This window comes from Methylobacter marinus A45, from assembly GCF_000383855.1.
GTDB lineage: Bacteria > Pseudomonadota > Gammaproteobacteria > Methylococcales > Methylomonadaceae > Methylobacter > Methylobacter marinus.
This window is the reverse complement of sequence record NZ_KB912877.1, coordinates 3,009,351-3,034,362: the sequence shown is the minus strand read 5'-3', so window position 1 is coordinate 3,034,362 and position 25,012 is coordinate 3,009,351. Positions and strand designations below refer to the sequence as shown.

Annotated in this window: 28 protein-coding genes; 9 read left to right on the top strand and 19 right to left on the bottom strand. The window is 49.4% G+C overall.

Features of this window, described 5'->3' with window-relative positions:
- Positions 1 to 172: 172 nt before the first annotated feature.
- Positions 173 to 706 carry a 6-phospho-3-hexuloisomerase gene (gene hxlB / locus METMA_RS0114390; protein WP_020159797.1) on the bottom strand — a complete coding sequence of 178 codons (534 nt, stop codon included), beginning with the start codon at positions 704 to 706 and terminating at the stop codon, positions 173 to 175.
- 2 nt (positions 707 to 708) lie between these two features.
- A complete protein-coding gene (gene hxlA, locus METMA_RS0114385) occupies positions 709 to 1,356 on the bottom strand; it encodes a 3-hexulose-6-phosphate synthase (protein WP_020159796.1) in 648 nt (215 codons plus the stop codon).
- Positions 1,357 to 1,884: 528 nt separating this feature from the next.
- Here hxlA and METMA_RS0114380 point away from each other — a divergent pair.
- Positions 1,885 to 2,718: an HAD-IIA family hydrolase gene (locus METMA_RS0114380; protein ID WP_020159795.1), complete on the top strand. Its 834-nt coding sequence runs from the start codon at positions 1,885 to 1,887 to the stop codon at positions 2,716 to 2,718.
- 101 nt (positions 2,719 to 2,819) lie between these two features.
- The gene (dhaK, locus tag METMA_RS0114375; RefSeq protein ID WP_020159794.1) at positions 2,820 to 3,809 is read left to right on the top strand and encodes a dihydroxyacetone kinase subunit DhaK; all 990 of its coding nucleotides are present in this window, start codon (positions 2,820 to 2,822) and stop codon (positions 3,807 to 3,809) included.
- Here dhaK and dhaL read toward each other — a convergent pair.
- Positions 3,792 to 4,439: a dihydroxyacetone kinase subunit DhaL gene (dhaL, locus tag METMA_RS0114370; protein ID WP_027147350.1), complete on the bottom strand. Its 648-nt coding sequence runs from the start codon at positions 4,437 to 4,439 to the stop codon at positions 3,792 to 3,794. The genes dhaK and dhaL overlap by 18 nt on opposite strands.
- Positions 4,440 to 4,749: 310 nt before the next feature.
- On the opposite strand from dhaL, the gene METMA_RS0114365 reads away from it, so the two are divergent.
- The 5 genes from METMA_RS0114365 (at position 4,750) to METMA_RS0114340 (ending at position 10,909) form a co-directional block, all read left to right on the top strand.
- Entirely contained in the window at positions 4,750 to 5,646 is an 897-nt protein-coding gene (locus tag METMA_RS0114365; protein ID WP_020159792.1) for a carbohydrate kinase family protein, read from the top strand.
- A gap of 406 nt (positions 5,647 to 6,052) precedes the next feature.
- Complete coding sequence (gene zwf / locus METMA_RS0114355) at positions 6,053 to 7,531, top strand: glucose-6-phosphate dehydrogenase (protein ID WP_027147349.1); 1,479 nt, start codon at positions 6,053 to 6,055, stop codon at positions 7,529 to 7,531.
- A gap of 64 nt (positions 7,532 to 7,595) precedes the next feature.
- Complete coding sequence (pgl, locus tag METMA_RS0114350) at positions 7,596 to 8,306, top strand: 6-phosphogluconolactonase (protein ID WP_020159789.1); 711 nt, start codon at positions 7,596 to 7,598, stop codon at positions 8,304 to 8,306.
- Between the two features lie 55 nt (positions 8,307 to 8,361).
- Positions 8,362 to 10,182 (top strand): phosphogluconate dehydratase, encoded by a 1,821-nt coding sequence (gene edd, locus METMA_RS0114345; protein ID WP_020159788.1) that lies wholly within the window; start codon positions 8,362 to 8,364, stop codon positions 10,180 to 10,182.
- A 97-nt stretch (positions 10,183 to 10,279) separates the two neighbouring features.
- Complete coding sequence (locus tag METMA_RS0114340) at positions 10,280 to 10,909, top strand: bifunctional 4-hydroxy-2-oxoglutarate aldolase/2-dehydro-3-deoxy-phosphogluconate aldolase (protein WP_020159787.1); 630 nt, start codon at positions 10,280 to 10,282, stop codon at positions 10,907 to 10,909.
- Between the two features lie 54 nt (positions 10,910 to 10,963).
- Here the strand turns inward: METMA_RS0114340 and METMA_RS0114335 are convergent, their stop codons facing one another.
- The gene (locus METMA_RS0114335; RefSeq protein WP_027147348.1) at positions 10,964 to 11,527 is read right to left on the bottom strand and encodes a thioredoxin family protein; all 564 of its coding nucleotides are present in this window, start codon (positions 11,525 to 11,527) and stop codon (positions 10,964 to 10,966) included.
- Positions 11,528 to 11,793: 266 nt separating this feature from the next.
- Here METMA_RS0114335 and rpiA point away from each other — a divergent pair, with 266 nt between their 5' ends.
- Both rpiA and rpe read left to right on the top strand, forming a co-directional pair.
- Positions 11,794 to 12,447, top strand: a complete 654-nt coding sequence (gene rpiA, locus METMA_RS0114330; protein WP_020159785.1) for a ribose-5-phosphate isomerase RpiA — start codon at positions 11,794 to 11,796, stop codon at positions 12,445 to 12,447.
- Positions 12,448 to 12,575: 128 nt separating this feature from the next.
- On the top strand, positions 12,576 to 13,247 hold the full coding sequence (gene rpe, locus METMA_RS0114325) for a ribulose-phosphate 3-epimerase (protein ID WP_020159784.1): 672 nt from the start codon (positions 12,576 to 12,578) through the stop codon (positions 13,245 to 13,247).
- A 12-nt stretch (positions 13,248 to 13,259) separates the two neighbouring features.
- On the opposite strand, the gene METMA_RS0114320 is transcribed toward rpe, so the two are convergent.
- From METMA_RS0114320 to bioB, 15 genes are all read right to left on the bottom strand, one after another.
- Entirely contained in the window at positions 13,260 to 14,024 is a 765-nt protein-coding gene (locus tag METMA_RS0114320) for an inositol monophosphatase family protein (protein ID WP_020159783.1), read from the bottom strand.
- Between the two features lie 171 nt (positions 14,025 to 14,195).
- Complete coding sequence (locus METMA_RS0114315) at positions 14,196 to 14,942, bottom strand: phosphate/phosphite/phosphonate ABC transporter substrate-binding protein (RefSeq protein ID WP_020159782.1); 747 nt, start codon at positions 14,940 to 14,942, stop codon at positions 14,196 to 14,198.
- Between the two features lie 18 nt (positions 14,943 to 14,960).
- Positions 14,961 to 15,437 carry a PAS domain-containing protein gene (locus METMA_RS0114310; RefSeq protein ID WP_020159781.1) on the bottom strand — a complete coding sequence of 159 codons (477 nt, stop codon included), beginning with the start codon at positions 15,435 to 15,437 and terminating at the stop codon, positions 14,961 to 14,963.
- Positions 15,438 to 15,651: 214 nt separating this feature from the next.
- Positions 15,652 to 16,209, bottom strand: a complete 558-nt coding sequence (locus tag METMA_RS0114300) for a protoglobin domain-containing protein (RefSeq protein ID WP_020159779.1) — start codon at positions 16,207 to 16,209, stop codon at positions 15,652 to 15,654.
- A 163-nt stretch (positions 16,210 to 16,372) separates the two neighbouring features.
- Positions 16,373 to 16,735, bottom strand: coding sequence for a roadblock/LC7 domain-containing protein (locus tag METMA_RS0114295; RefSeq protein ID WP_020159778.1), 363 nt, complete (start codon positions 16,733 to 16,735; stop codon positions 16,373 to 16,375).
- 57 nt (positions 16,736 to 16,792) lie between these two features.
- Positions 16,793 to 17,431, bottom strand: coding sequence for a hypothetical protein (locus METMA_RS0114290; RefSeq protein ID WP_020159777.1), 639 nt, complete (start codon positions 17,429 to 17,431; stop codon positions 16,793 to 16,795).
- A 3-nt stretch (positions 17,432 to 17,434) separates the two neighbouring features.
- Positions 17,435 to 17,971, bottom strand: a complete 537-nt coding sequence (locus METMA_RS0114285) for a GTP-binding protein (RefSeq protein ID WP_027147346.1) — start codon at positions 17,969 to 17,971, stop codon at positions 17,435 to 17,437.
- A gap of 21 nt (positions 17,972 to 17,992) precedes the next feature.
- On the bottom strand, positions 17,993 to 19,138 hold the full coding sequence (locus METMA_RS0114280) for a hypothetical protein (protein WP_020159775.1): 1,146 nt from the start codon (positions 19,136 to 19,138) through the stop codon (positions 17,993 to 17,995).
- Positions 19,128 to 19,862 carry a type IV pilus assembly protein FimV gene (locus METMA_RS0114275; RefSeq protein WP_036250922.1) on the bottom strand — a complete coding sequence of 245 codons (735 nt, stop codon included), beginning with the start codon at positions 19,860 to 19,862 and terminating at the stop codon, positions 19,128 to 19,130. The genes METMA_RS0114280 and METMA_RS0114275 overlap by 11 nt, the downstream gene beginning before the upstream one ends.
- A gap of 251 nt (positions 19,863 to 20,113) precedes the next feature.
- A complete protein-coding gene (locus tag METMA_RS0114270; RefSeq protein WP_020159773.1) occupies positions 20,114 to 20,512 on the bottom strand; it encodes a bacteriohemerythrin in 399 nt (132 codons plus the stop codon).
- A 77-nt stretch (positions 20,513 to 20,589) separates the two neighbouring features.
- Entirely contained in the window at positions 20,590 to 21,264 is a 675-nt protein-coding gene (gene bioD, locus METMA_RS0114265) for a dethiobiotin synthase (RefSeq protein WP_020159772.1), read from the bottom strand.
- Positions 21,265 to 21,268: 4 nt separating this feature from the next.
- The gene (gene bioC, locus METMA_RS0114260; RefSeq protein WP_020159771.1) at positions 21,269 to 22,063 is read right to left on the bottom strand and encodes a malonyl-ACP O-methyltransferase BioC; all 795 of its coding nucleotides are present in this window, start codon (positions 22,061 to 22,063) and stop codon (positions 21,269 to 21,271) included.
- Positions 22,060 to 22,830: a pimeloyl-ACP methyl ester esterase BioH gene (gene bioH, locus METMA_RS0114255; protein ID WP_020159770.1), complete on the bottom strand. Its 771-nt coding sequence runs from the start codon at positions 22,828 to 22,830 to the stop codon at positions 22,060 to 22,062. Before bioH ends, bioC begins: the two co-directional genes overlap by 4 nt.
- Positions 22,827 to 23,987, bottom strand: a complete 1,161-nt coding sequence (gene bioF, locus METMA_RS0114250) for an 8-amino-7-oxononanoate synthase (RefSeq protein WP_020159769.1) — start codon at positions 23,985 to 23,987, stop codon at positions 22,827 to 22,829. Before bioF ends, bioH begins: the two co-directional genes overlap by 4 nt.
- Positions 23,987 to 24,982 (bottom strand): biotin synthase BioB, encoded by a 996-nt coding sequence (gene bioB, locus METMA_RS0114245; protein ID WP_020159768.1) that lies wholly within the window; start codon positions 24,980 to 24,982, stop codon positions 23,987 to 23,989. The genes bioF and bioB overlap by 1 nt, the downstream gene beginning before the upstream one ends.
- Positions 24,983 to 25,012 lie beyond the last annotated feature (30 nt).

Here is a 25,012-nt window from a genome sequence, read left to right as displayed (position 1 = left end):
TTACCGTTTATTTCGCGGTTATGATAAAGAAGGCAAAGTATCCGAATTTTGATCTGCGTTGAGTATAAATGATGAATTAATCAGCCCTATCAACTTTGTCACGAAATAATTTCGATACCTGACATCTGATACGGTTAAAACGAGTGACTGTAAGCCACTCGTTTTTTTGGTGCTACTCTAAGTTAGCGTGTCTAGACCGCATTTCTTCTTCAGGAATTCCTTTTTCATGTATCACATGCGAAATCAGGGCCTCCAAAAAGAATAATGTGGACAGTTCAAACACTGTTCCCATCGGCATACCGACAACTTTACCATATTGTTCAGGGTTACCGATTTGGAATACCGCATCTGCCATATCACCAATAGTTGAGTCGCTTTTCGCCGAGATTAAAACAATTTCAGCGCCTATATCTTTAGCGCGTTTGGTGAAGGCCACCAATTGTTCAGTTTCTCCGGAGCCTGAGATAATGATCAGCAGGTCACCTTTTTTAATGCTCGGTGTGACGATCTCACCAACGACACTCACATCATAACCACTATGCATCAATCTCATGGCGAAGAACCGGCCGATCAAACCTGATCGACCTGCGCCTGAAACAAAGATGCGGGATGCTTTATCGAGCATTCCAGTCAGCTTTTCATCATATGAATTATCTGTAGCCGCCAGAATACCAGAAATTTTTTCTATGATAAGTTGCTGATGCATACTTATACCCTTACAGCATTAACCAATTGACGGATTTCACGAGCCGCTTCAGCAGGGGAAGGAGCACCATAGATCGCTGCACCGACAACAATAATATTTGCGCCAGATTTTACAACATCTTGAACAGTAGATTGTTTAATACCGCCAGCAACTGAGATTCTGACGTTTAAGCCTAATCTAGCAATATCGTTCAAGTCGCTAAATGGTGTGTGGCCTGCAGCCTGTGCATCAAGACCTGTATGAATACCCATAATATGAGCACCCATTTCAGCAGTAGCGCGCGCGCATGCTATTTTATCTTCAACATTAATCAAGTCGATTTGTGCTTCCGCACCGTGTGCGTTCGCTGCTTTGATAACGCCAGCGCAAGTCGCAAGACCTGATACGCCTAAAACAGTACAAATATCAGCACCTGCCGCATAGAAAGGTGTTGCTTCATACTCACCAGCATCCATTGTTTTCAGGTCAACTAAAAGCAGTTTATCTGGAAATCTGTTTCTTAATTCTTTAACCAGATTGATGCCGTTATGCTTAATGCATGGTGTTCCGATTTCAAAAATATCAACATGAGGCGCTACTTGTTCTGCAAGCGCAACTGTTGCGTTGAAATCCAGTGAATCTAATGCCATTTGAATTAATGGTTTTGCCATGATCGTGCTCCGATATGTTTTATTTATAGTTGGTTACATAATTTAATGCGATGCTAACTGTAAATTAGAAAGGGGACGGCTGTCAATGCCCAATCCCGACGTCAGCGCAAGGATGAGAACTGGTCGAGCCTGTTCATACGGTCAATTTCAGACATGCCATTATGCGTTATATATATGGAATGACTTTATTATGTCAGCTATTGTGATAAGCCCTGACGAGCTAGGACCGATGCCTTTTAGAATATATTTTCATGTCAGCAAACCAGACAAGGCCAGCGCATAAGCCTTTGAATAATGAGTCAAAACAGCATTAAAATGTAATCCGGGTTAAAGTTAGTCGTATTGCATATCCAGGCAGACAGCTTACGAGGTTAATCGATGACTTGAGTCAACAGGTGGAGACAGGAACAACCGGGCTCGCCTTCATCAAATTAAACCCGCCATGTCTCACGGCGAAACGGTAGACTATTTTCTTCAAGATTGCAAAACCCAATCCAACATAATTTAATTATCCGAGAGACCTTTTTGATGGAATCCTTTACTAATATTCGCGCATTCATCATCGATATGGATGGCGTCTTATGGCATGGTGAACAAGCCCAACCTGGATTACAGGACTTTTTTCAAGCCTTGCATGACAATCAAATCCGATTCATTCTGGCCACCAATAACGCCAGCCTGACTCCGGAGCAATATGTCGCGAAACTCGCACGCATGGGGATAACAACAGTGGACCGTAGCAATATTCTGACTTCAGCCACGGCAACTGCATTGTATCTCGCTGAACGTAATCCCCCCGAGAACACCCGAATATTTATTGTCGGCGAGGATGGCTTAAGACAACCTCTTTTAGACCAGGGCTTCATGCTTACAGGATTGTATGAGGTAAATACCGACACGCAAGAAAACCTGGGCGCTCATATTGTCGTCTGCGGCAAGGATCAGACGCTGACCTGGGACAAGCTGGCGACAGCAACATTGAATATTCGGGCGGGAGCGGACTTTATAGGCACCAATGGTGACACGACATTGCCGACAGAGCACGGCGTCACCCATGGCAACGGCGCCATCCTGGCCGCCCTGCAAGTCGCCACCGGCATATCGCCAACCATAATCGGCAAACCGGAACCGATCATATATCAGCAAGCCCTCGCCTTGCTGGGTGTAAAACCTTCGGAAACGGTAGCGATTGGCGACCGGCTGGAGACGGATATTCTGGGCGCCGTTCGTACCGGGATACGTAGCCTTCTGGTTTTATCAGGCATATCCACCGAAGAAGATGTAAAAAAATCGAATTACCAGCCAACCTGGGTGATGCCCGATATCCGGGCCGTGACCGAGGCATTGCGGGATTGTTCCTGATTGTCGATATAGCCGGGAATGTGACTTTCACAAGTCGATTGATCGCATTTCCGACACACGCTACCATGAAAACATAACTATAAAATACAGGAGTCGCCGCCATGAAAAAATTCATTAACAGTATTGACACATTGCTCGACGAAAGTCTTCGCGGCTTCGCCAAAGCCCATGCGGATATTATCCAGCTCAATCTTCAGCCGCATTTTATCAGGCGCGCCACCCCGACTGTTTCCGGCAAAGTGGCCTTGATTTCCGGCGGCGGCTCAGGCCATGAACCTTTGCATACCGGTTTTGTCGGTCGTGGCATGCTGGATGCGGCTTGTCCCGGCCAGATATTCACCTCGCCCACCCCTGACCAAATGCTGGCCGCCGCCCAGGCAGTCGAAAATGGCGGCGGCATCCTGTTTATCGTCAAGAATTACGCTGGGGACGTCATGAATTTCGAAATCGCGGCGGAAATGCTGGACTGCCCGAACGAAACGGTTTTGATAAACGATGACGTATCGCTGCCCAAAACCCACAGTACCGGGCGACGTGGTGTCGCGGGCACCTTAATCGTGGAAAAAATCGTCGGCGCCGCGGCGGAAAACGGCGCCGACTTGGCGACGTGCAAAGCGCTCGGCGAGCGCGTCAACCTGGCGACGGCATCCATGGGCGTGGCCCTGAGCAGTTGCACGGTGCCGGCCCTTGGCCACCCTACATTTACTATCGACGACAATGAAATGGAAATGGGCGTCGGCATACACGGAGAACGCGGCCGCGAGACAATGGCATTAGCCAGCGCTATGGAAATTGTCGAGCATCTCGCCCAAGCCATTGATGAAGAACTGAATCCGAAAAAAGGCCAATCGGCATTGCTGCATGTCAACGGCTTTGGCGCAACGCCGTTAATGGAATTGCATCTGATTTACGATCTGGCCGCCAACTTCTTTGCAAAACGCGGCATCAATATTTGCCGTTCCTTGGTCGGCAATTACACCACATCACTCGACATGGCCGGTGCCTCGGTTACGCTGACGCTGTTTGATGAGGAATTGATTCGGTTATGGGATGCGCCGGTTCATACCGCGGCTTTACGCTGGGGATGTTAAGCGCTCGATCAGCACAGCGACTATCGCGCAAATCATTAACTGAGCGGTTTTAGCGCCAGCATCAATATGCCCCCTGCTCCGCTCTTCCAAAAAGGAAGCGCGACCCTTGGTGGCCAGCATATCGCGGGTGGATTCCATACCCGCGACCGCCACCTCTGCCAGCCTGGTTAACGCGACAGTCAACTCGGCACCCTCCGCCGATGATTGTCGCAAGCTGTCCGCTACAGGAACCAGAACATCGAGCATGGTTTTTTCACCAACATCCGCCTTTCCTCTCTGCTTGACGGCTTCCACGCCCTGGGCATAAACCTCGGCAAAACCGGACAAATCCAGAAACCGCTCGCGGGCCGCTTTGCTCATAGCAATAAACAAGGTGCCATATAGCGAACCCGATGCACCGCCTACCGTCGACATCAATGTCATACCGATTTTCTGCCAGGCAGCATCCCAATCCAATTGACTTACTTCAGCGCTTTGCACCATCAAGGCCTGAATGCCGCGCTGCAAATTAATCACATGATCGCCGTCGCCAATAGCCTGGTCCAGAATGGTTATCTCTTCGGCATTGTTTTCGATTACATCGGCGATAGCCTGAATCAGGCCCGGCAATAATTGAGGAGTAAGTTGCATAATGGTTTCCAATCCAGAATATTGAAAAACAGGAGAATAGCGCGCAATTTATGATGCTGTCCAGTCAGCCAACCTGACAATGACAAACGGAATCCGATCATTCCGTCTTAAGCAGTCGTGGATTTTGCCGGCTGAATACTTTCCATCAATCGAATTAAGACCCGAAAACTCCATCGCTCCGCCGAGTCCGGCTTGCCAGTAAATACACCATGATGATAATCTTCGAAAATTTACCCTTACCCTTGCCGATTTACTTGAGGGCCTCACCTTTGAGCTCAAATCATTTTAATCTTTCATGGCGGCTGATCTAATGAGAGTGGATGTACTTTGCATCGGTCATGCATCTTATGATCTGGTTTTCTCGGTTTCGCATCATCCCGCCAAGGATGAAAAACTTTTTGCGGACGGTTTTATCAGCTGCGGAGGCGGGCCTGCCGCTAATGCCGCCGTCATGGTCTCGCGACTGGGCCTTAACGCCGCTTTCGCCGGCTATCTGGGCCTGGATCTTTATGGCGACAAGCATAATGAGGAATTCGTAGAATACGGCGTCAATACCCGACTTATCGTACGAGGCTCATCCCCTACGCCGCTGTCGACAATATTGGTCAAACCGGACGGGGACAGAGCCTTGATCAATTACAAAGGCGATACCCGGGCCTTGCCGGCAGACGCTGTAGATTTCTCTTCAGTCAAACCCAAAGTCGTGCTGTTCGATGGCCACGAACCCCATCTGTCTCTGGCATTGGCGAAGCGCGCACAGCGGGATAACATTCCTACTGTACTGGATGCGGGCTCTTTACATGAAGGGACTTTAGCCTTAATGGATCAGGTCGATTATTTGGTCTGTTCGGAAAAATTCGCCCGCCAGTTTGCCGGCAACGAAGAAACGGCCCTGATGCGCCTGGCGGAGACCGCGCCTACCGCCGTCATCACGCTAGGCGAAAAAGGACTGCTCTGGCAACGCGGCAAAGAGCGCGGCGTTCTGCAGGCTTTTCCGGTTGCCGCGGTCGATACCACTGGCGCGGGCGATGCCTTTCATGGCGCCTTCGCCGCCGCTGTCGCTTTAGGCCTGGAGTGGCTCGATGTCTTACGCTATGCCAGTGCCGCCGGAGCCCTTTGCTGCACCAGAACAGGTGCTCGCCTGGGCATTCCATCAAAGGAAGAACATCGCACATGGCTCGAGCAGCATCGAGACATTCATGTATAATATTCAAGTTGATCCGCAGCCTGAAGCATGGATTCTCCAGTCACCGGCATGGAACCACCCGCTATTATTTAACGATCGAAACGCCAAGAAACAGCAAAGAGTTGAAAAACATTGATATATCAACTATTCCCAGGAACCATAACTGACCATTTGCTTGTCAAAGAACGTATGAAACAACTGTTTTCCCTCATTGCCCGACGGACAAGCAATAGCGATCCGCTTACTGGCCAAAACACCAGGGTTAATACTGCTTTTCAGTTTTTTCCAACTCATTTCGGGATGACTCTCGAAAGCGCACTCTATTTGTTTTTTCACCCGCGGACACAACTATTTCGTGTTCAGCCTGATTTTCCTAAATACAACTGACATTCATTAAACTTCATCTTAATTTTTTAACAAAACAAAAATGCAAACGACAACATTTAAACCCTGCGATTTAGTCATTTATGGGGCCATGGGAGATTTATCCCGCCGCAAACTGCTCATTTCTTTATACCGACTTGAAAAAGCCAATTTAATTGAGCCCGACACCCGGATCATAGGTATCGACAGAATTGCCCAGGACAGCGCCGCCTATATCGACATTGCCTACAAAAGCCTGCAGGATTTTCTGAATGAAGAAATCGATGCCAGCGTATGGAAAACCTTCTCCGCGAGGCTTTCGTACCTGCAAATAGACTTGACGCAACTGGACCAGTACAAACAGTTACATGACGTCCTCGATCCAAGCACCAGGGTTATGGTCAATTATTTTGCCGTCGCACCGTTTTTATTTAAAAACATTTGCCAGGGCCTCGACCAATCGGGGGTTTTAAACAAAGAATCACGCATGGTGATGGAAAAGCCTATCGGTCACGATCTTAATTCCTCCAAGGAAATCAACGATGCCGTCGCTGAGGTTTTCAGCGAGGAGCAAGTGTTCCGTATCGATCATTATTTAGGCAAGGAAACGGTACTCAACTTATTGGCACTGCGCTTCGCCAACTCCATTTTCACCTCTAACTGGGACCATAACACCATCGACCATATTCAGATTACGGTCGGTGAAGAGGTCGGCATTGAAGGCCGCTGGGATTACTTTGATAAAACCGGACAGTTACGCGACATGCTGCAGAACCACCTGTTGCAGATTTTGACTTTTGTTGCCATGGATCCGCCGGTCAACCTGGAGGCCCAGAACATACACAGAGAGAAGATCAAAGTGCTTGAAGCACTGCGTCCCATTACCATTGACAACGTTGAAGAAAAAACGGTGCGTGGACAATACGCATCCGGCGTTATCAAAGGCACAGCAGTACCCGGTTATCTGGAAGAAGAAGGCGCCAATAAGGACAGCACGACGGAAAGCTTTGTCGCCTTGCGCGTCGATATCGATAACTGGCGCTGGGCGGATGTGCCTTTTTACCTGCGCACGGGCAAACGCATGGCTGGCAAGCGCACCGAGATTGTCATTTACTTTAAACGCTTGCCGCACAATATTTTTACAGACAGTTACGACGTCCTGCCCCCCAACAAGCTCATTATTCACCTTCAGCCGAATGAAGGCATCGATATCGTGATGCTGAACAAAATCCCGGGGATTGATGAACACATTAAGCTGCACAAGACCAAGCTGGATTTAAGTTTTGATGAATCCTTCAAAAAGAGCAGTCTTTTCGGAGGCTATGAAAAACTGGTGCTCGAAGCCATGCGCGGCAATCCGACATTGTTCCTGAGCCGTGAAGAAATCGAACAGGCCTGGACATGGATTGATTCGATACAAGATGCCTGGGCGCATATTGATACAGCCCCTAAGCCTTACCCCGCAGGCACCTGGGGACCGGCCGAAGCGGATGAACTGCTTGCCCGGGACGGCAGGGCCTGGGAAGATCCATGTTATAAATAATAAATATTTCACGCCCTTTCCGCCATGGAGAGGGCTACAAAAAATAGAATTAAAGAGCACAGCCATGGTTAAAGAATTTTTGTTTGAAGACCGCGCCAGTTTATTCGCGGCGTTGGCAAGCGATTGCCGGACCCATCTGGCAAAAGCCCTGAGCGACAGAGGCGCGACAACCTTCATGGTATCCGGAGGCAGCACCCCGGCGCCATTGTACGAAGCGTTATCCCTGTCCGACCTGGACTGGGACAACATCAATGTTGCCCTGGTCGACGAACGCTGGGTAAACAAAGAGCACAGCGCCAGCAATGAAGCCCTCATTGATTGCTCGCTCCTGACTAATAACGCAGCCAGGGCTTCATTCGTCGGCATGAAAAACGCGGCAGCGAGCGCCGCTGAAGGCTGCGCCGAAACAGAAGCGCTGTATCAGGCGCTACCGAAACCGTTCGCGATATCCATACTGGGCATGGGCAATGATGGCCATACCGCCTCCTTATTCCCGCATGCGGACGGCCTGACTGATGCCCTGGCAGAAAACAATCAGCAACTCACCGCCGCCATCATGGCCAAGCAGAGCGATGTTACCGGCCCTAATACCGAACGTTTAACCTTGACGCTGAACGGCCTGCTACAGTCAGAGCGCTTGATCATTTTGTTGACCGGCGTGGAAAAGCTCGCCGTATTCCGTCGAGCCATGACCGAAGGCCCAGTAGAAGACATGCCAGTACGCGCTGTGCTACGGCAGAATAAAGTGCCGGTTGAACTGTATTGGGCACCTTGAGGTATATTGACTAATGTTAAGCCGTCATCACAAGCAGTCGTAGGAAGAGAATATTATGCACCCTATATTAGAAAAAGTTACTGAAGAAATTATTGAACGCAGCCGTGCAACACGTGACGCCTATCTGGCGCGCGTCGACGCCGCGGTTGAAAAAGGTCCGCACCGCGCGAAACTGGCCTGCGGCAACCTGGCGCACGGCTTTGCCGCCTGTGCGTCCGGCGAGAAGACCGACTTGGCCGGCAGCGAGAAAGCCAATATTGCGATTATCTCTTCTTATAATGACATGCTCTCCGCCCATGAGCCGTTTAAAGACGCGCCAGCGCTGATTAAACAAGCCATCAAGGAAGCGGGCGGCGTCGCCCAGTTTGCCGGCGGCGTGCCGGCCATGTGCGACGGCATCACGCAGGGTCAGCCCGGCATGGAGCTGTCGCTGTTCAGCCGCGACGTGATCGCCATGGCGACCGCAATCGGCTTGAGCCACAACATGTTCGACGGCGCCCTGTATCTGGGCGTTTGCGATAAGATCGTACCGGGTCTTCTGATCGGCGCCCTGAGTTTCGGCCATCTGCCGGCGGTATTCGTGCCGGCGGGGCCGATGCCCAGCGGCCTGCCTAACAAAGAAAAGGTTCGCATCCGCCAGCTGTACGCGGAAGGCAAAGTCGGCCGCAAGGAACTGCTGGAATCGGAATCGCAGTCTTACCACAGTGCCGGCACCTGTACCTTCTACGGCACGGCCAACAGCAACCAGATGATGGTTGAGATCATGGGCCTGCACCTGCCGGGCAGCTCATTCATCAACCCTTACACGCCATTGCGCGATGAATTGACTAAAGCCGCCGCCAGGCAGGTTCTGAAATTCACTTCCCAAGGCAACGATTTCCGTCCGATCGCGCATATGATCACTGAAAAAGCGATTGTGAACGCCATCATTGGGCTGCTGGCCACGGGCGGTTCCACCAATCATACGATTCACCTGATTGCCATCGCGCGCGCCGCCGGCATCATCATCAACTGGGATGACTTTGACAAACTGTCCCGCATCATCCCGCTGCTGACCCGCATTTATCCGAACGGCCAGGCCGACGTCAACCACTTCCAGGCCGCCGGCGGCATGGGCGTCCTGATTGCCGAGCTGTTGCGGAACGGTCTGCTGCACGAAGACCTTCTAACCGTCGCCGACGAGCATGGCATGAAAAATTACACGCAGGAACCTCGCTTGCTTGACGGCAAATTGACTTGGGAGCCTTGTCCCGAGGCATCGCTGGATACGGAAGTGCTTAGCACCGTTGCCAAGCCGTTCGCGACCAGCGGCGGCCTGCATGTGATGCACGGCAACCTGGGCCGCGGCGTTTCCAAAATTTCCGCCGTGGCGGAAGAGCATCAGATCGTTGAGGCACCCGCGGTCGTATTTGATGATCAGGACGATATGATGGCGGCGTTTAAACGCGGCGAACTGGAAAAAGACTTCATCGCGGTCATCCGTTTCCAGGGGCCCAAATCGAATGGCATGCCCGAGCTGCACAAACTGACGCCGCCATTGGGCGTACTCCAGGATAAGGGCTTCAAAGTCGCGCTAGTGACCGACGGCCGCATGTCCGGCGCTTCCGGCAAGGTACCGTCCGCGATACACATGTGCCCTGAATGCGCCGACGGCGGCCCGCTGGCCAAAGTGCGCGACGGCGACATCATTTATTTGAACACACAAACCGGCGAAATCAATGTCCGGGTGGATGAAGCCGAATTCAATGCCCGCACACCGGCCGTCAATACGGCCACGAACCATCACTGCGGCATGGGACGCGAGCTGTTCGGCGCTTTCCGCCGCGGCGCATCGTCATCTGAAACCGGGGCATCCAACCTATGGGTTGAAGATTAATCGGTACTGATTGCACCGGTCCGGATTTTTCCGGGCCGGGTCTATTATTTCTCCAGCCAGAATGGCTATCTTTTAGTTTATAAATTGGAATTTATTAATGACTGCATCCATTAAAGACATTATGAACACGTCCCCGGTCGTGCCGGTGATGGTTATCAACAAACTGGAACATGCCGTGCCGCTGGCGCATGCACTGGTTGAAGGCGGATTGAAAGTGCTGGAAATTACCCTGCGCACACCGATTGCCCTGGATGCGATCAGAAGAATCAAAGCCGAGGTGCCGGGGGCCATCGTCGGTGCCGGCACCGTTATCAACCTGGAAACATTAAAGCAGGCCATCGATGCCGGCTCTGAGTTTCTGGTCAGCCCCGGCGTGACCGAAAGCCTGATTGATGCCGCGCTTCAGTCGGGTGTGCCTATCCTGCCTGGCGTCATCAGCCCTAGCGAAGTCATGCGTCTGATGGAAAAAGGCATCACGGAAATGAAATTTTTCCCGGCTGAAGCCGCCGGCGGCATCCCGATGCTGAAATCGATCGGTGGTCCGCTGCCGCAGGTCACCTTCTGCCCGACTGGCGGCATCAGCCCAAAAAACGCGGCCGATTATCTGGCGTTGAGCAATGTCGCCTGTGTCGGCGGCTCGTGGATGGCGCCTGCCGATCTCGTGGACAAGGAAGACTGGGACGAAATCAAACGCCGCGCCACAGAAGCGGCCGCGCTAAAAAAATAACACCAGTCAACCGCTACAGGATCCTATTCGGGTCCTGTAGCCAGTCGCCGGGCGCTATGCTTCCTTCCATTTGATATTGCAGCCGATGCTGGGAATCTGCTCGGTATTGATAGGTTTATTGGCCAGCAGATTGTCCAGCGCATTGCGCAGATCCTCGCCAGTCAGCGGCACATCGTTTTTTGGCGTCGCGCCATCCAGGCGGCCGCGATAAACGCAGGCCAGGTTTTGATCAAACACATAAATATCAGGGGTACAAGCCGCCTGATAGGCCTTGGCGGTGTCCTGGCTTTCATCATACAGGTATGCCGCGAAAGGGTGCCCCCAGGCATCCATCATTTCCTTCATCTTGTCCGGCGCGTCCTGCGGGTAATTTGCTATATCATTGGCACTGATGGCGATAGTGCTGATGCCCAACGCCGCATAATGCCTGGCAATATCGATCAACTGATCTTTCACATGCAGCACATAAGGACAATGATTACAGATAAACATCACTACCGTGCCTTTTTTACCTTTTAATTCTTGCAAACTGTTGTGAGAACCCGTGACGGGATTGAACAAATCGAAATCGGGAGCGATAGTGCCCAAGGGCATCATGTTTGAAGGGGTTGCTGCCATGTTTTCCTCCTAAAATAGTTATGAAAATTCTGAATAAAGCTTGTGATTATAAAGCGCTATCGGTTTTCATAATAACCGGGATATCGGCTTTAAGACCCATAATCATTTATAAATGTTTATTATCCTTTTACTTAGCATTACTCAATCGGTGTTATTTTTTATATAATTTCCTGCCATTGCTTTTTCAATAGCCACTCTTATGGTTATTGCTTTAAATACGAATCGCCTTAACGCGACACCATTAACCCTTAACATTAAAACGACCTATGACTCAAAACGAACTGAAAAAAAAAGTTGCCGAAGCCGCCCTGCAATATGTTAAAGATATTCCCATTATCGGGGTCGGCACCGGCTCAACGGTTAATTTCTTTATCGAAATGCTGGCTGACTATAAAGCCGATATCGAAGGCGCTGTCTCCAGTTCCATTGGCACTACCGAGCGTTTGAAAAAAGTCGGCATTCCGGTTCTGGACCTGAATGCCGTTAACGATCTTAAAATCTATATAGACGGGGCGGATGAAGTCAATCCCGACAAAAAACTGATCAAGGGCGGCGGCGGTGCTTTGACCAGGGAAAAAATCATCGCCGAAGCCAGCGAAAAATTTGTCTGCATTGCCGATGAATCCAAATGCGTGGATGTATTGGGCGCGTTCCCGCTGCCTATTGAAGTCATTCCGATGGCTCGCAGCTTTGTCGCACGTGAAATGGTCAAGCTGGGCGGCCAGCCGGTTTGGAGAGAAAACTTTATTACCGATAACGGCAATGAAATCATTGATATCCGCAACCTGAATATTACCGATCCTATCGAGCTGGAAAAAACCATTAACAATATTCCGGGCGTTGTGACCGTCGGCTTGTTCGCATTGAGAGGTGCCGATATCGTATTGGTCGGCAAAGGCAACGAAGTCGTTACTTTATAAAAATCATGCCGGAAGGCTACCATTTGAGCCTTTCTCCCGCCATTAGACCATAGTACACGGCCGCTCCAAGCTTCAGGCGGCCTCCATCAAAAAAATAATTATTCAAACAATATTAAGAGGGTAAAAAAATGAATGAAAACTGGATTGCACCTTCCATTCTATCGGCGAATTTCGCCAAACTGGGCGAAGAAGTCGACAATGTTCTAAAAGCCGGCGCCGATGTCGTGCATTTTGATGTCATGGACAATCATTTTGTACCTAACCTGACTATCGGTCCGTTGGTCTGTGAGGCCTTAAGAAAACACGGCGTTACCGCACCCATCGACGTACATTTAATGATCGAGCCCGTGGACCGCATTATTCCCGATTTCGCCAAGGCGGGTGCCAGCTATATCACTTTTCATCCGGAAGCATCGGTTCACGTCGACAGAACCCTGCAATTGATCCATGACTGCGGTTGCAAAGCCGGTCTGGTATTCAACCCGTCCACACCGTTGCATTATCTGGATTATGTGATGGATAAAATCGACATGATTTTATTGATGTCGGTCAATCCGGGTTTTGGCGGTCAGTCTTTTATCCCGTCCGCACTGCCTAAGCTGCGTGAAGTCAGAAAACGCATCGATGACAGTGGACTGGATATACGACTGGAAATCGACGGCGGCGTTAAAGTCGACAACATCCGCGACATCAAAGCGGCCGGCGCCGACACCTTCGTAGCGGGCTCGGCGATATTCGGCCAGCCTGACTATAAAGCCGTGATCGACGCGATGCGTGCTGAAATAGCTAAAGCGGAATAACCGCTTAAGGCCTTACATAAGCGGGAGGATTTGATCGAGAATCTTCCCGTTTGTGACTAAAATCTGCTTCGGAAAAACGCCCGCGTTACCCTGAAAGTCGGTCACGGTCGCGCCAGCCTCTTTGGCAATTAAAGCGCCTGCAGCAATATCATACAGGTTCAATTCCTGTTCCCAGAACGCATCGATCTGACCGTCGGCGACCAGGCATACGTCCATCGCCGCACAACCAAAACGGCGCTGCCCTGTCGTAACCCGCGCGATACGGCAGAAACGTTCAAGATTGTTCTGTTCCAGATAATTGCGCAAACAGGCAAAACCTGTACACACCATTGCAGAACCAAGATCAGTTTCCGATGAAACCGTGATAGGCTGACCGTTTTTCCATGCTCCTTTACCTTTCTCGGCGCAGTAATAATCACCGAGTGCCGGGGCATACACCGCACCGGCCACTAATTCCCCATCGATTTCCAGTGCCACGCTGAGCGCCCAAAAATACTGACCGCGCGAAAATGAATGTGTGCCGTCTATCGGATCGACCACCCAGCGGCTGGACTGATTTTCGGTTTTACCACTTTCCTCACCCCAAAAACCGAATTGCGGGTACTCTCTAGCCAGAGCCTCTTTTAAAAAAGCCTCTACAGCGACATCAGCCTCGGTCACAAAATCGCGCGGGCTTTTTCTACTGACTTCCAGATCCTTCAGATTTTTGAAATGCGTCAGAGCGATAGTTCCGGCTTCACGGACCACTTTTTCAAGCACGGCAAGAGAAATACACATAGATTAACCTTAAGAATTAAGCAGAATTACCCATTCGACCCATCGGCTCAATGCTAGTGCCTAAAGCTCGAAAGCAAGATAAATGATAATGTTATAAATTGACGGCCGCGGACTTTACTGTCCGGGCGATGTTATGACAAGTATTTTACTAATGAAGCCGGCATTGTGCATCTATGTATTCAAAGTATCCATCAAATCAATCATAAATTCCATTTCTTCATCGTCCACGCGAATCCAGGCATCAAAACCCAGACTTTTCAACACCCCTTGCCCTTTCTCATCATTATTCATGTCGACCAGCAATTTTTGAAAGACTTCTTTTTTATCCGCCAGTCTCGGACCGATCATCAACGAATGATGAACGACGCTAATCTGGCTGCGGACCAGCACTTTCAGCTGGCTTTTGATGATATTCGATAAATTATCATAAGCTTCGGCCAGAAAAATACCGACATCGGCATCTCCGCGCAGCAGTTGTTTTGCAATGAGAATATAGCTATCGCAGACAATTGCCTGCACATTACTGTTATCCAAGTCCCCGGGTTCCAACATGATCATGCCCATTAAACGGACATCAGGATCTTCTGTGACGGCTACCCGAATACCCGGCGACAAATGAGCCACATCTTCCACTGCATTTTGAGCCTGGACAGCAATAATAGCTTCATCAGTCACACCGACCGGCCTCACTAATGGTGAAAAGCCTTTTTCGCGCACCAGCATGGCGGCATCAAATGGATTCGCATAAATCAAATCAATTTTGTCCTGGTCGATGGCGGCTCTTTGCGTAGGGAAATTGTTATACATTTCCAAATGAATCGCTTCCCCGGTCTGTTTTTGAAGCCAGGTATTAAAGATATACCAGCCGGAAATATGATCGGGGGGAAAATCTGGACTGACTGTAAACATGTTTGGCATGATTAGGCTCCGTATAGATTAAAACAAGGTTGGATAAAGCCTGATGCATTCTTCCACTTTCGTCCGGGAGGGTTTTCGGCGCACAGAGGTATATCCGACTACTTTGCCTTTTCTTACATTGGGAATAACGGTGGCCTTGACCCAGTAATAACCGCCATCCTTGCGCAAGTTTTTAACAAACCCCTGCCATTTATCCCCTCTTTGCACCGTATCCCATAAATCCTTGAAAGCCGCCGGCGGCATATCCGGATGCCTTAGAATCGAATGAGGGGCATTGATCAGTTCATCTTCGGTATAGCCGGACATTTCAATAAAAGCCTGATTGACATGCGTAATGACGCCCTCCGGGTCCGTCGTCGATACGATCAGCTTGCCGTCAGGATAAGGCGTTTCAATTTGGGTATATAACACCTTGCGCTTCGCACCGTCGTATAAATTCAGAGTAACCTCCTGATAATCACCGGTTATGTCTTCTGGTTTCATATCATCAAGCATTGTGTTTCTCCATCTGGTTACGTTTCAGTTTAACTGAGCACCAGTTTTTATATGTTGTAGTCAGCCAGCTTAAATCAACACGCAGGATAATGGGGCCGTTACTGTTTCTTATTTTCATATCAAGCGTGCCGCCCTTCATCGCGGCCAGTAAAAATCAACGCCCTGTCGTTAATGAGTATCATCAGGGCATTGATTTTATGAGGTTAATTTCTGATTATTTATAGGCCTTGGCAAGATTGGCAAATAGCGTTCTACTCATGCCGGAAATACAGAGGAATTTCTCCAGTTCATCGGCAATCGTCGACTCTTGATAGGACTGCTGCATTATCATCAGGGTAAGCCCGGTGACGGAACTGATCGCCTGCAGGGCTTTTGAGCATTTTTCAGGATCATGACCAAATATTTCGACAATGATACGGATGAGTTCATTATTGATCAGGGTCATGGCACCCGCCATAAACTCAACAGGCAGATTGACTTTGACGTGAATATCACCGACTTGAAACATATGTTGAGCGAATTCAGCATCGACATTAGCGGCAAATAGCCCTGTCATCCATCTTAAATGAGCTATTTTCAAGGTCTCAAGACGGCCTTCCAGATATTTTGCCGTTGCAGGTATCGCCGCTAATTGATCATAAAAAGAATCAGTGACGGCTTTCAGATGCGGCGTGATTTCTGGCCCAATATCTTTTAGACACAACTCAAGCTCAGGCGTTAAACCGGAAAATGCCTTGGCATAATCGATCAATTCGTTAAAGTTTTGTGGCATTAGCTTTCTCAGTTGCTGAGTATATTGAATCTATTATTTCGTATTAAATTAATAATATTTCAATAACTATTTATTTTTTATAATATAAATCCTATGGTTATTTTCCTGGAACAAGAACACTGGGGCTCTATAAAAGACCGTAATTCCTGACTGCGCAAAGCACCTACAATAATTCCGCAATACTGCTTGCGGCCCGCTTTACGTCAAGAAAAATCAAGCCTAATTTAGCATTCGGCTTTGCCAGAACAGTTAATACGGATTCATTACCGGCATAAACCATCAGGACATAGCCCTTAGCTCCCTTAATTAGAACTTGTTCCAGAGTCCCCCTTGTCAATTCTTGAGCGGTGCGGTCACCTAACGACAGCATTGCGGCACTCATGGCGCCAACCCGGTCTTCGTCCAATCCGGCGGGCAACACAGAGGCCATCATTAAACCATCCGTTGATATTACACCTGACGCTTCAATATCTGCCGAAGTACCATTAAGCTCTGTTAACACTGAAGCCAGCATATCTGCGCGCATATTTTGCTCTCCTTTATTTAATAATTATGTTTAGAACGGTCAAATTTTAATAAAGCGTTATTTAGTGGCATAACGCAGACTTAATGCCCAAACCAGAGAAACGAATTCTGGATGGTTAAAGTGGGGAATGCCCGAAATTGCAATAACAAAGCGGTTATTGCCAATAAATAACGGCCAAAACCCGAGCTGACTATTACCGCGCGCATCAATAACAGCCCAAGCGTTACTAGCCAGTCCCATATTATTCATCAATAATCCTGATCGGCGTTCATGAATAATTGCAATTTCCGCGCTTAATGCCGATAACTCCTCAGCAACTTCATGCGGAAACCCATGACTAGCCAGATAGAAGCCTTGGCTATCAGCCAAAAGAACCTTGCCATTTTCTGAAATTCTGCTTAATAGCTCAGGCAAAATATCTTCCAAGGCATCGTGCGGATAATTCAGCGCTGCATCAAGCCCCTGAACCCAGCCCAATTTTTGGCAATGATGCAATAACTCCAGGCATTTTGCTTCTTCCTGTTGGTCCATTAAATTTTGTAGATTCGACAGGTTGAGTTCTGGGGTTTGCTGCTGCGCAAGTAATGCTCTTAAAAACTGCCGAGGCTTGTCCCTATTAACAGAACAGACGGCGTAATAAGTACCGGCCGGGGTTGGGTATAAATACACCCCCTCTGTTAAGACATAGTTGCTCATGTGCTATTCCTCGAGTTCAGGATCCAAGGAATACAGCAATGACTGCACTAAAAGAGACACATCATTTTTAACCCGGGCGTCGACGGAAAATACCGGCGGCTTAAGCCCCATGCCCTGCAATTGAATATGATAATCATTGATAGCCGGCTTAGCACTTAAATCCATCTGAGTTACACCAATGGCCACATTGGTTTTTTTTATAAACTCTTGAAACGAATCCAGAAAAAACTTCATATCCTGGAACGGATCCGTTCGGGTATTATCGAGCAGCAAAATCAGGCCTATACCGCCCGTGGTCAGAATATCCCACATAAAGTCAAAGCGTTCCTGGCCAGGTGTACCGTAAAGATGAATTTTCTCACCACCTGCAAGATTCATAATCCCATAGTCCATGGCTACAGTGGTCGATGATTTCCTGTTCTTTGTCATGTCACTGGCAGCCGCATCCGTTTTAACCGGGGGCACATCGCTTATTGATTCGATAGCTGTTGTTTTACCTGCGCCAACGGGACCGGTAAAAATAATTTTGTATTGGCTCATATTGTTATATTGTTCCCAACTTTATGTTTTATGTCCACGTAACTTGCTGATAATTCGAGTAAATAACCCTTGTCGCTCATTATTTTTGCTGACTGGAGGCTGAATGATTTCATCGGCTTGCCGTTTAGCTTGTTTAATCAGGCCAAGTGCATACGCGGCACTGATGAAAGCAAATACATATTGGGGCTTGATTTTCAAAATTTCAGCGATATCAGGCAAAGTTCTTGGTCCAGCTATAAGCAATGCTGAAATTCTTAATGCATGAGGGGTGACAATAAGGCGGGTGAAGTTCGGCCAATGTTTTAAAAAAACCGGTTTATGAATATCAAGGGCTACAGGATAACGCCCCCTTGACGTCCATACAGCCAGCTTCCACAGGAAGGCGTCTAGATTATGGAATTTCTCCGGCGCGTTCTCGGCAGATAACACATGCGCACTCGCTGGAGTAAGCGACATCCCCTCACCTGACAGGTTATTAATCGGCAGTCCGGCAAACGATCTCAACTGTTTGTCGTCCGCATCAAGCCAGACTTCATGATTATGAGGAAAAATAATCAGCAACTTCCAACCTGAGTTGAGATGCAATACCTGCTTTTTTGTCTGGGCAATAAGGCATGCGGACTGAAAATATCCCTGGAAATACTCTTTGGGATTATAAAAAGCATTAGGAAATTGTTTCGGATCATTTACGTCCAGACCAGGGATAGAGCCCATAAATGCATTGAAATTCCCTTCATCAAGATGCATCGCTGTTTGATGCTTGGATGTTTTTTTCCGCTCATCCGTATTAATAAATAACTTCCTGTCTGCCCGAACATTACCGCTCGACTTTTGTCGTGCAGTCAACATCGCCTCGGCTTTAGCCAAGGCATCCAGCATCTCCGCTGTCCTTACCGGTTTTTTTACATATAATACATTTTCCAGCTTCTGTTCTTTTAAGGATAAGACAATAATTGGCCTGACCGAGTTTTCAGCCTGCTTCTGCTCAAGTAACGTTTTGGCATTGACGGAGTCGGCATCAATCATATCGACTTCGGCATCTATATCTTCAACAACAATGGCCGCGCCTTTACAAGGCCCTTGAAGATACATCACCATTGTTTTATAAGTGCGCCCATCCATGCCATGAAGCACAACTTTTAAAGGGCTTTTGCGTTTATCGTTCATTGTTCCCGCTCATAAAAATCGCCATTAATTCATTCCAGCCATCGGGCATGGCTATATCCAAGGTGGCGAAAAGCTCAACCATTTTTTTCAATCCTGAAACGTCGTGCGTTGATTTATAAAGTTCCAACAAGCCCTGATGCAATTCCAGCCTGTGCGGTTCGCTAATAATAGCCTTTTCCAGCACGTCTTTTGCTTCAGTAAGCTGACTGTATTCAATATAATCACGAGCCAAATCCAGCGGGTCATACGTTTGTTCTTCTGAAGCATCAACCAGTCGCACTAAGTTTTGAGTGCCAATCAATCCCCTTGTAAAAATAGAATATTGGTTTCCTGCCAGCAAGGCGACATCCATTTCATTAACCATAAACGCCTGCAGCAACCTATATTGTTCCCGAGAGAGCTTGGATCTTGCACCCTTTATCATACGCCGGCTGATTTTTGCACCGCGCCGGTCTAAAATGACCAGAAAATCAACCAGCGCAGCAAAAAGCTGTTCCGATAAATCGGCGGAGTAACAATAATAAATTCGCTGAATATGAGCGATTAATTGCCTTGGTTTTCTGGCAATATGAAAAACAAGATTTTTTAAAGTTTGCTCAGGTAATTCGTGATCGGCAAAATGAAAGATATTCGAGTCTGATGGCAAAAAAACATTACGCTCGGGGAATTCAGAAGTGTCTTTTGGTCCCTCACTGCAAGTAATCAATTTCCGGCAAATAATCATGCATTAACTCTCAAATATTCATGCGAAAGATTTTCTATATGAATTTTAGCTGCTTTTCTTTAAAAAAACAGATACAAGAGCCACAAAACTTAAAATATAATTCGATTAAACTGAGCTTTATATTATTTTGTTGAAGCAATTAATTATTAGAGCATGCAACAAGATGTATCTCATAACTTTTTACTGTTGACATAAAAAAGGCTTGTGAAGCCGTGTTTCACAAGCCTTTTTTTTGATTATTGAATTATTGCTTAACTATTCAATGCATCAGCATAAGCCATATCGAATGTAGGAATATGATGATCCAGCCATCCTTTCACCATTTGACCGACTTCCTCCGTAACATCTGCCTCGCCGGCATGAAATTTTGTTTGCAGCCCGGCGCAAATGCTGACTAAAGCGTCATGCTCGGCTTTGTGAGCCGTATAACCATTAAAATCTTTTGCCTGCATTTCCCTCTCTTCATGTGCGAAATGCTCGACAACATAAGAAATCAGGTCATCCAACTGATTTCCTACAGCAGAACGTTCTGCCCCGCCGGTTGCCAGATCATACAACTTATTCAGCTTATCAAATAACGTTTTGTGTTCGTCATCGGCGAATCCTACATTAGTACCAAATTGACTAGCAGTCCAAGTAATTAAAGCCATATACGTTCTCCTCAATAATTTTTATAATAACCGCACAAAAATTATAGTTTTTACACCTGTCCAAATGTTGACCTAGATCAATTTTTATTCAGATCACCCGATATATTCGCTGACAGCTCATCAAAATCAGCCCGGGCAGAATACGGCAATACGCCTAACAAAGGCGCATCCAGAGCAGCTTTGACAGCTAGAATGGTTTCCTCCCGGTTCAACAGATCAGGATCGGTGCATGTAGCGATCCAGCCCACACAAGAAAGATTTGACCAGCGGACGGCCCGATCGGTTAATTTCGCCTGATTAATGCAGCCCAGCTTGATAGCCACCACGATAATAACTGGCAGGTTCAGTGCTTTTGCCAGATCGGAGACATCCTCCGTGGCATTAATTGGCGACAGCCAGCCGCCCGCCCCCTCAACCAGAACGATATCGGCCAATTTTTTGAGGCGATTAAAGCTGCCAACGATTTTATCCAGTTGCACCGGATTATCGGCGCCGGCGATATGGGGCGAAACAGGGGCTTCATAGGCATAGGGATTGATCAGCTCATAATCAACGGGCAATGAAGCATTCTCCTGAATCAACAGCGCGTCTTCATTCTTCAGGATGCGGTTAGTTAACAGACAGCCCGATGCGACCGGTTTCATGCCGACCACGGATTGGCCCTGCTTTTTGAAGTAGCGCATCAGCGCAATAGTCGTCCAGGTTTTTCCGACATTAGTATCGGTGCCGGTAATGAAATAGCCTTTTTTCATGCGATTATGCCCGTGCGGTAATCATGATAACCTCGAAGGAGGCAGGAATCCGTCCGCCGTTTCTAAACGCTTCATAAGCCGCAATCATGCCCTGCATCTGCGCTTTGGTCGTGATCCTTCTGTTTCGCCCCGCAGTCACGTTATGCGCGCCGATATGCTTCAGTTCCTTCATCAAGTCCTGGACGGAGTCATAAGTCGGCCTATGCAGTTGACTTTCCGTCCTTATCCGATGAAAGCCGGCTCGTTCAAGAAAACAACCGTGCTGTTCTTGGCTGAAAAACTCGTTAACATGGCTATAATCGTCAACTTCCGCCCAGGCGCTTTTCAGTTCCCGCAAAGTACGCGGCCCAAATGTCGAAAAAATCAGCTGACACCCGGGCTTTAGAATGCGCCTGATGTCATTGAAAACAAGCTCCAGATCCTCACACCATTGCAGAGCCAGATTCGAGAACACATGATCAACGGCATGATCCGCAACCGGTAACGCTTCCGCGTCGGCACATAAATACCAGACATTGCCGGCATCGGCCAGCTTCCCGCGCGTGATTTGCAGCATAGGCAGCGCGAGGTCCAGCGCCAGCATATGTTTAGCGCCCGGCCATGATAATAACTCCGCGGTTAGAAAACCGGTGCCGCAACCGATATCCAGCACAGTACCGGCCAGCCTGTCCGTTTCGATACGACCAAGCAAGTCCCTGCCAACTGTGCGCTGTAATTCGGCGACAGCATCGTAGGACGCACAGGCCGCTGAAAAAGATTGTCTGATTTTGTTTTTTTCTAACACGAAATCAGCGCTCATCTCTGCTCCAGAAAACGGGCGATAACCGCCAGAACTTCTTGCTGATGCGATAAAAACGGCACGTGCCCGGCCTGATCGAGAATGTTGACTTCGCAACCGGCATTCAACTGCGGCAGCTGTTGCCCGACAGAAACGGGAATCAATTTATCCCTGCCGCCCAATATGACCGATACCGGGCACTTCAGTCTGGACAAGGACGGGCGCAAATCCGACTGTTTCAAGATATTCAGGCCATCCAGCAATGTCTGCCGATCCGGCACATCATACTCGGATACGGCTTCTTTCAGATCTTTCAATACTGTTTTACAGTCCACCAAGCCCTTCACCTGTAGCGCCAGAAAACGTGATAAAGTTGCCTGACAGTTGGCCTTTAAGCCATCGATGAATGCATCCAGCTGATAAGCCTCCATGCCCGGCCAGGTTTCCGCTTGCACGAATAGCGGATTACCCGCCAGCAATACCAGCGAATCAACGCGCTCAGGGAAGCGCTCGGCAACATCAAGCACAACCGTAGCGCCCAAGGACCAGCCCAGCCAGCAGCAAGGCCGGTCGGGCAACGATTCCACTAATGCCGCGCTGATTTGTTCCAGTGCAAACGGCGTGATTTTTTCACTGCGCCCATGCCCCGGCAAATCGATGCAGGTAACCTGACAATGCCGAGCCAAAGCCTTGGCAAAATCGCGCCAGACGCCGGAATGCATGGCCCAGCCATGCACCAGGACAACCGGCTGGCCCTGACCGAAGGTTTCGCAATGGAGTCTTGTCATAAATGCAGTTGATCAAGCGCTGTTAGCAGGCGGTCGACATGCTGTGTTTCATGTTGCGCTGACATGGTTACGCGCAGTCTGGCACTGCCTTGCGGCACGGTAGGCGGGCGTATCGCGCTGACCAGCAAGCCTTCGTTGAGCAAGGCATTACTGATATCTATCGCGCGTTGACTGTCCCCGATCATAATGGGCTGAATGGCCGAGGACGACGGCAGCAACTGCAAACCGAGCTGTTGCGCGCCCTGCCTGAAGCGCTCGGACAGCATTTTCAGCTTATCCCGGCGCCAGTTTTCAGCTAAGACGATTTTTAAGCTGGCCCGGGTCGCTTCGGCCACGGCGGCCGGTAACGCCGTGGTATAGATATAAGTACGGGCTTTCTGGATCAGCATTTCAATCAAGGTCTCGGAACCGGCCACAAAGGCGCCGAACGTACCGAAGGCCTTGCCCAGCGTGCCCATCAGTATCGGCACATCGTCCTGACCCAGGCCATGGTGATCGATAATGCCCCGACCCTGCGCGCCGATCACGCCCAAGCCATGCGCATCGTCGACCATCAGCCAGGCTTCATGGCGTTTGGCTGCTGCCGACAACGCCTGCAACGGCGCGAAATCGCCGTCCATGCTGAAGACGCCGTCCGTTACGATCAGTTTGCGCCCCGTCGCGGTTTCGAGATGGCTGATCAGATGTCGGGTATCGGCATGGGCATAGCGTTTGAACCGGGCGCCGGACAAAAGGCCGCCATCAATCAAGGAGGCATGGTTCAATCGGTCTTCAATCACCGTATCACCGCGGCCGGCCAAGGCCGAGATAACGCCCATGTTCGCCATATAACCGGTCGAAAACAGCAATGCCCGGTCGCGGCCGGTAAAAGCCGCCAGTTCTTCCTCCAGGGCATGATGCGCGGCGCTGTGCCCACAGATCAGATGCGCCGAGCCGCTGCCGATGCCATAACGGTCGGCGCCCGCTTTAAACGCCTGAACGACAGCCGGATGGTTGGCCAATCCCAGGTAGTCGTTGCTGCAGAAATTCAACACCTTCCTGCCGTCGATCTGTAGATGGATGCCTTGAGGCGATTCGGCGATACGCCGCGAACGGTACAATCCCTGCGCGGCGATGGCTTCGAGGCCGCCGACCAAGGTCAACGATGCGCCTGTCATTATGCGTAGCTGGAACCGCCAGAACGCAGGCCCAGACGCTCGAACAGCCGGAGATCATGATTAGTCATCGGATTGTCGGTCGTCAGTAATTTGTCGCCGTAAAAGATCGAATTGGCGCCGGCCAGGAAACACAAGGCTTGCATTTCATCGCTCATGTTGTTGCGGCCTGCTGACAGCCGCACGCGCGACCCGGGCATCATGATGCGCGCCACGGCGATGGTTCTGATGAACACAAGCGGATCCAGCGCCTCGGTGCCCATCAGCGGCGTTCCCTCGACCTGCACCAGCATGTTGATCGGTACGCTTTCGGGATGCTTGGGCAAATTGGCCAGCTCGATCAACAGTTTGGAGCGGTCGACATCGCTTTCACCCATGCCGACGATGCCGCCGCAACAGACGTTGATGCCGGCATCCCTGACGCGCGCCAGGGTATCCAGCCGGTCCTGATAAGTGCGTGTCGTGATGACTTCCGAATAATAATCTTCCGAGGTATCCAGATTGTGGTTGTAGTAATCGAGTCCGCCCTCCTTCAGCCGCGCCGTCTGTTCATCGGTCAGCATGCCCAGTGTGACGCAGGTTTCCATGCCCAGCGCCTTAACGCCTTGCACCATTTCGACGACGCGCTCGATGTCCCGGTCTTTCGGCTGACGCCAGGCCGCGCCCATGCAAAAACGCGAGGCACCCTGGTCTCTGGCTTGCCGGGCGGCTTTCAAAACGGCGTCGACCGGCATCAGCGCCTCGGGCGTCAAATCTGAATCGTAGCGCGCGCTCTGCGGGCAATAACCGCAATCTTCCGAACAGGAGCCGGTCTTGATGCTTAGCAAACTGCTCACCTGAATTTCGTTTGGATCGAAATGCTCTCTATGAATGGCTTGCGCTTTAAAAACCAAATCATTGAACGGCAACGCATAAAGCGCCTGAACCTCATCCAGCCGCCAGTCATGGCGGATAGAGCTCGACTGCTGAATCGGGTTTATTGCAGGGTTTGCAGACATTCTGTTAATCTCCGGCTACGGTATTTATTA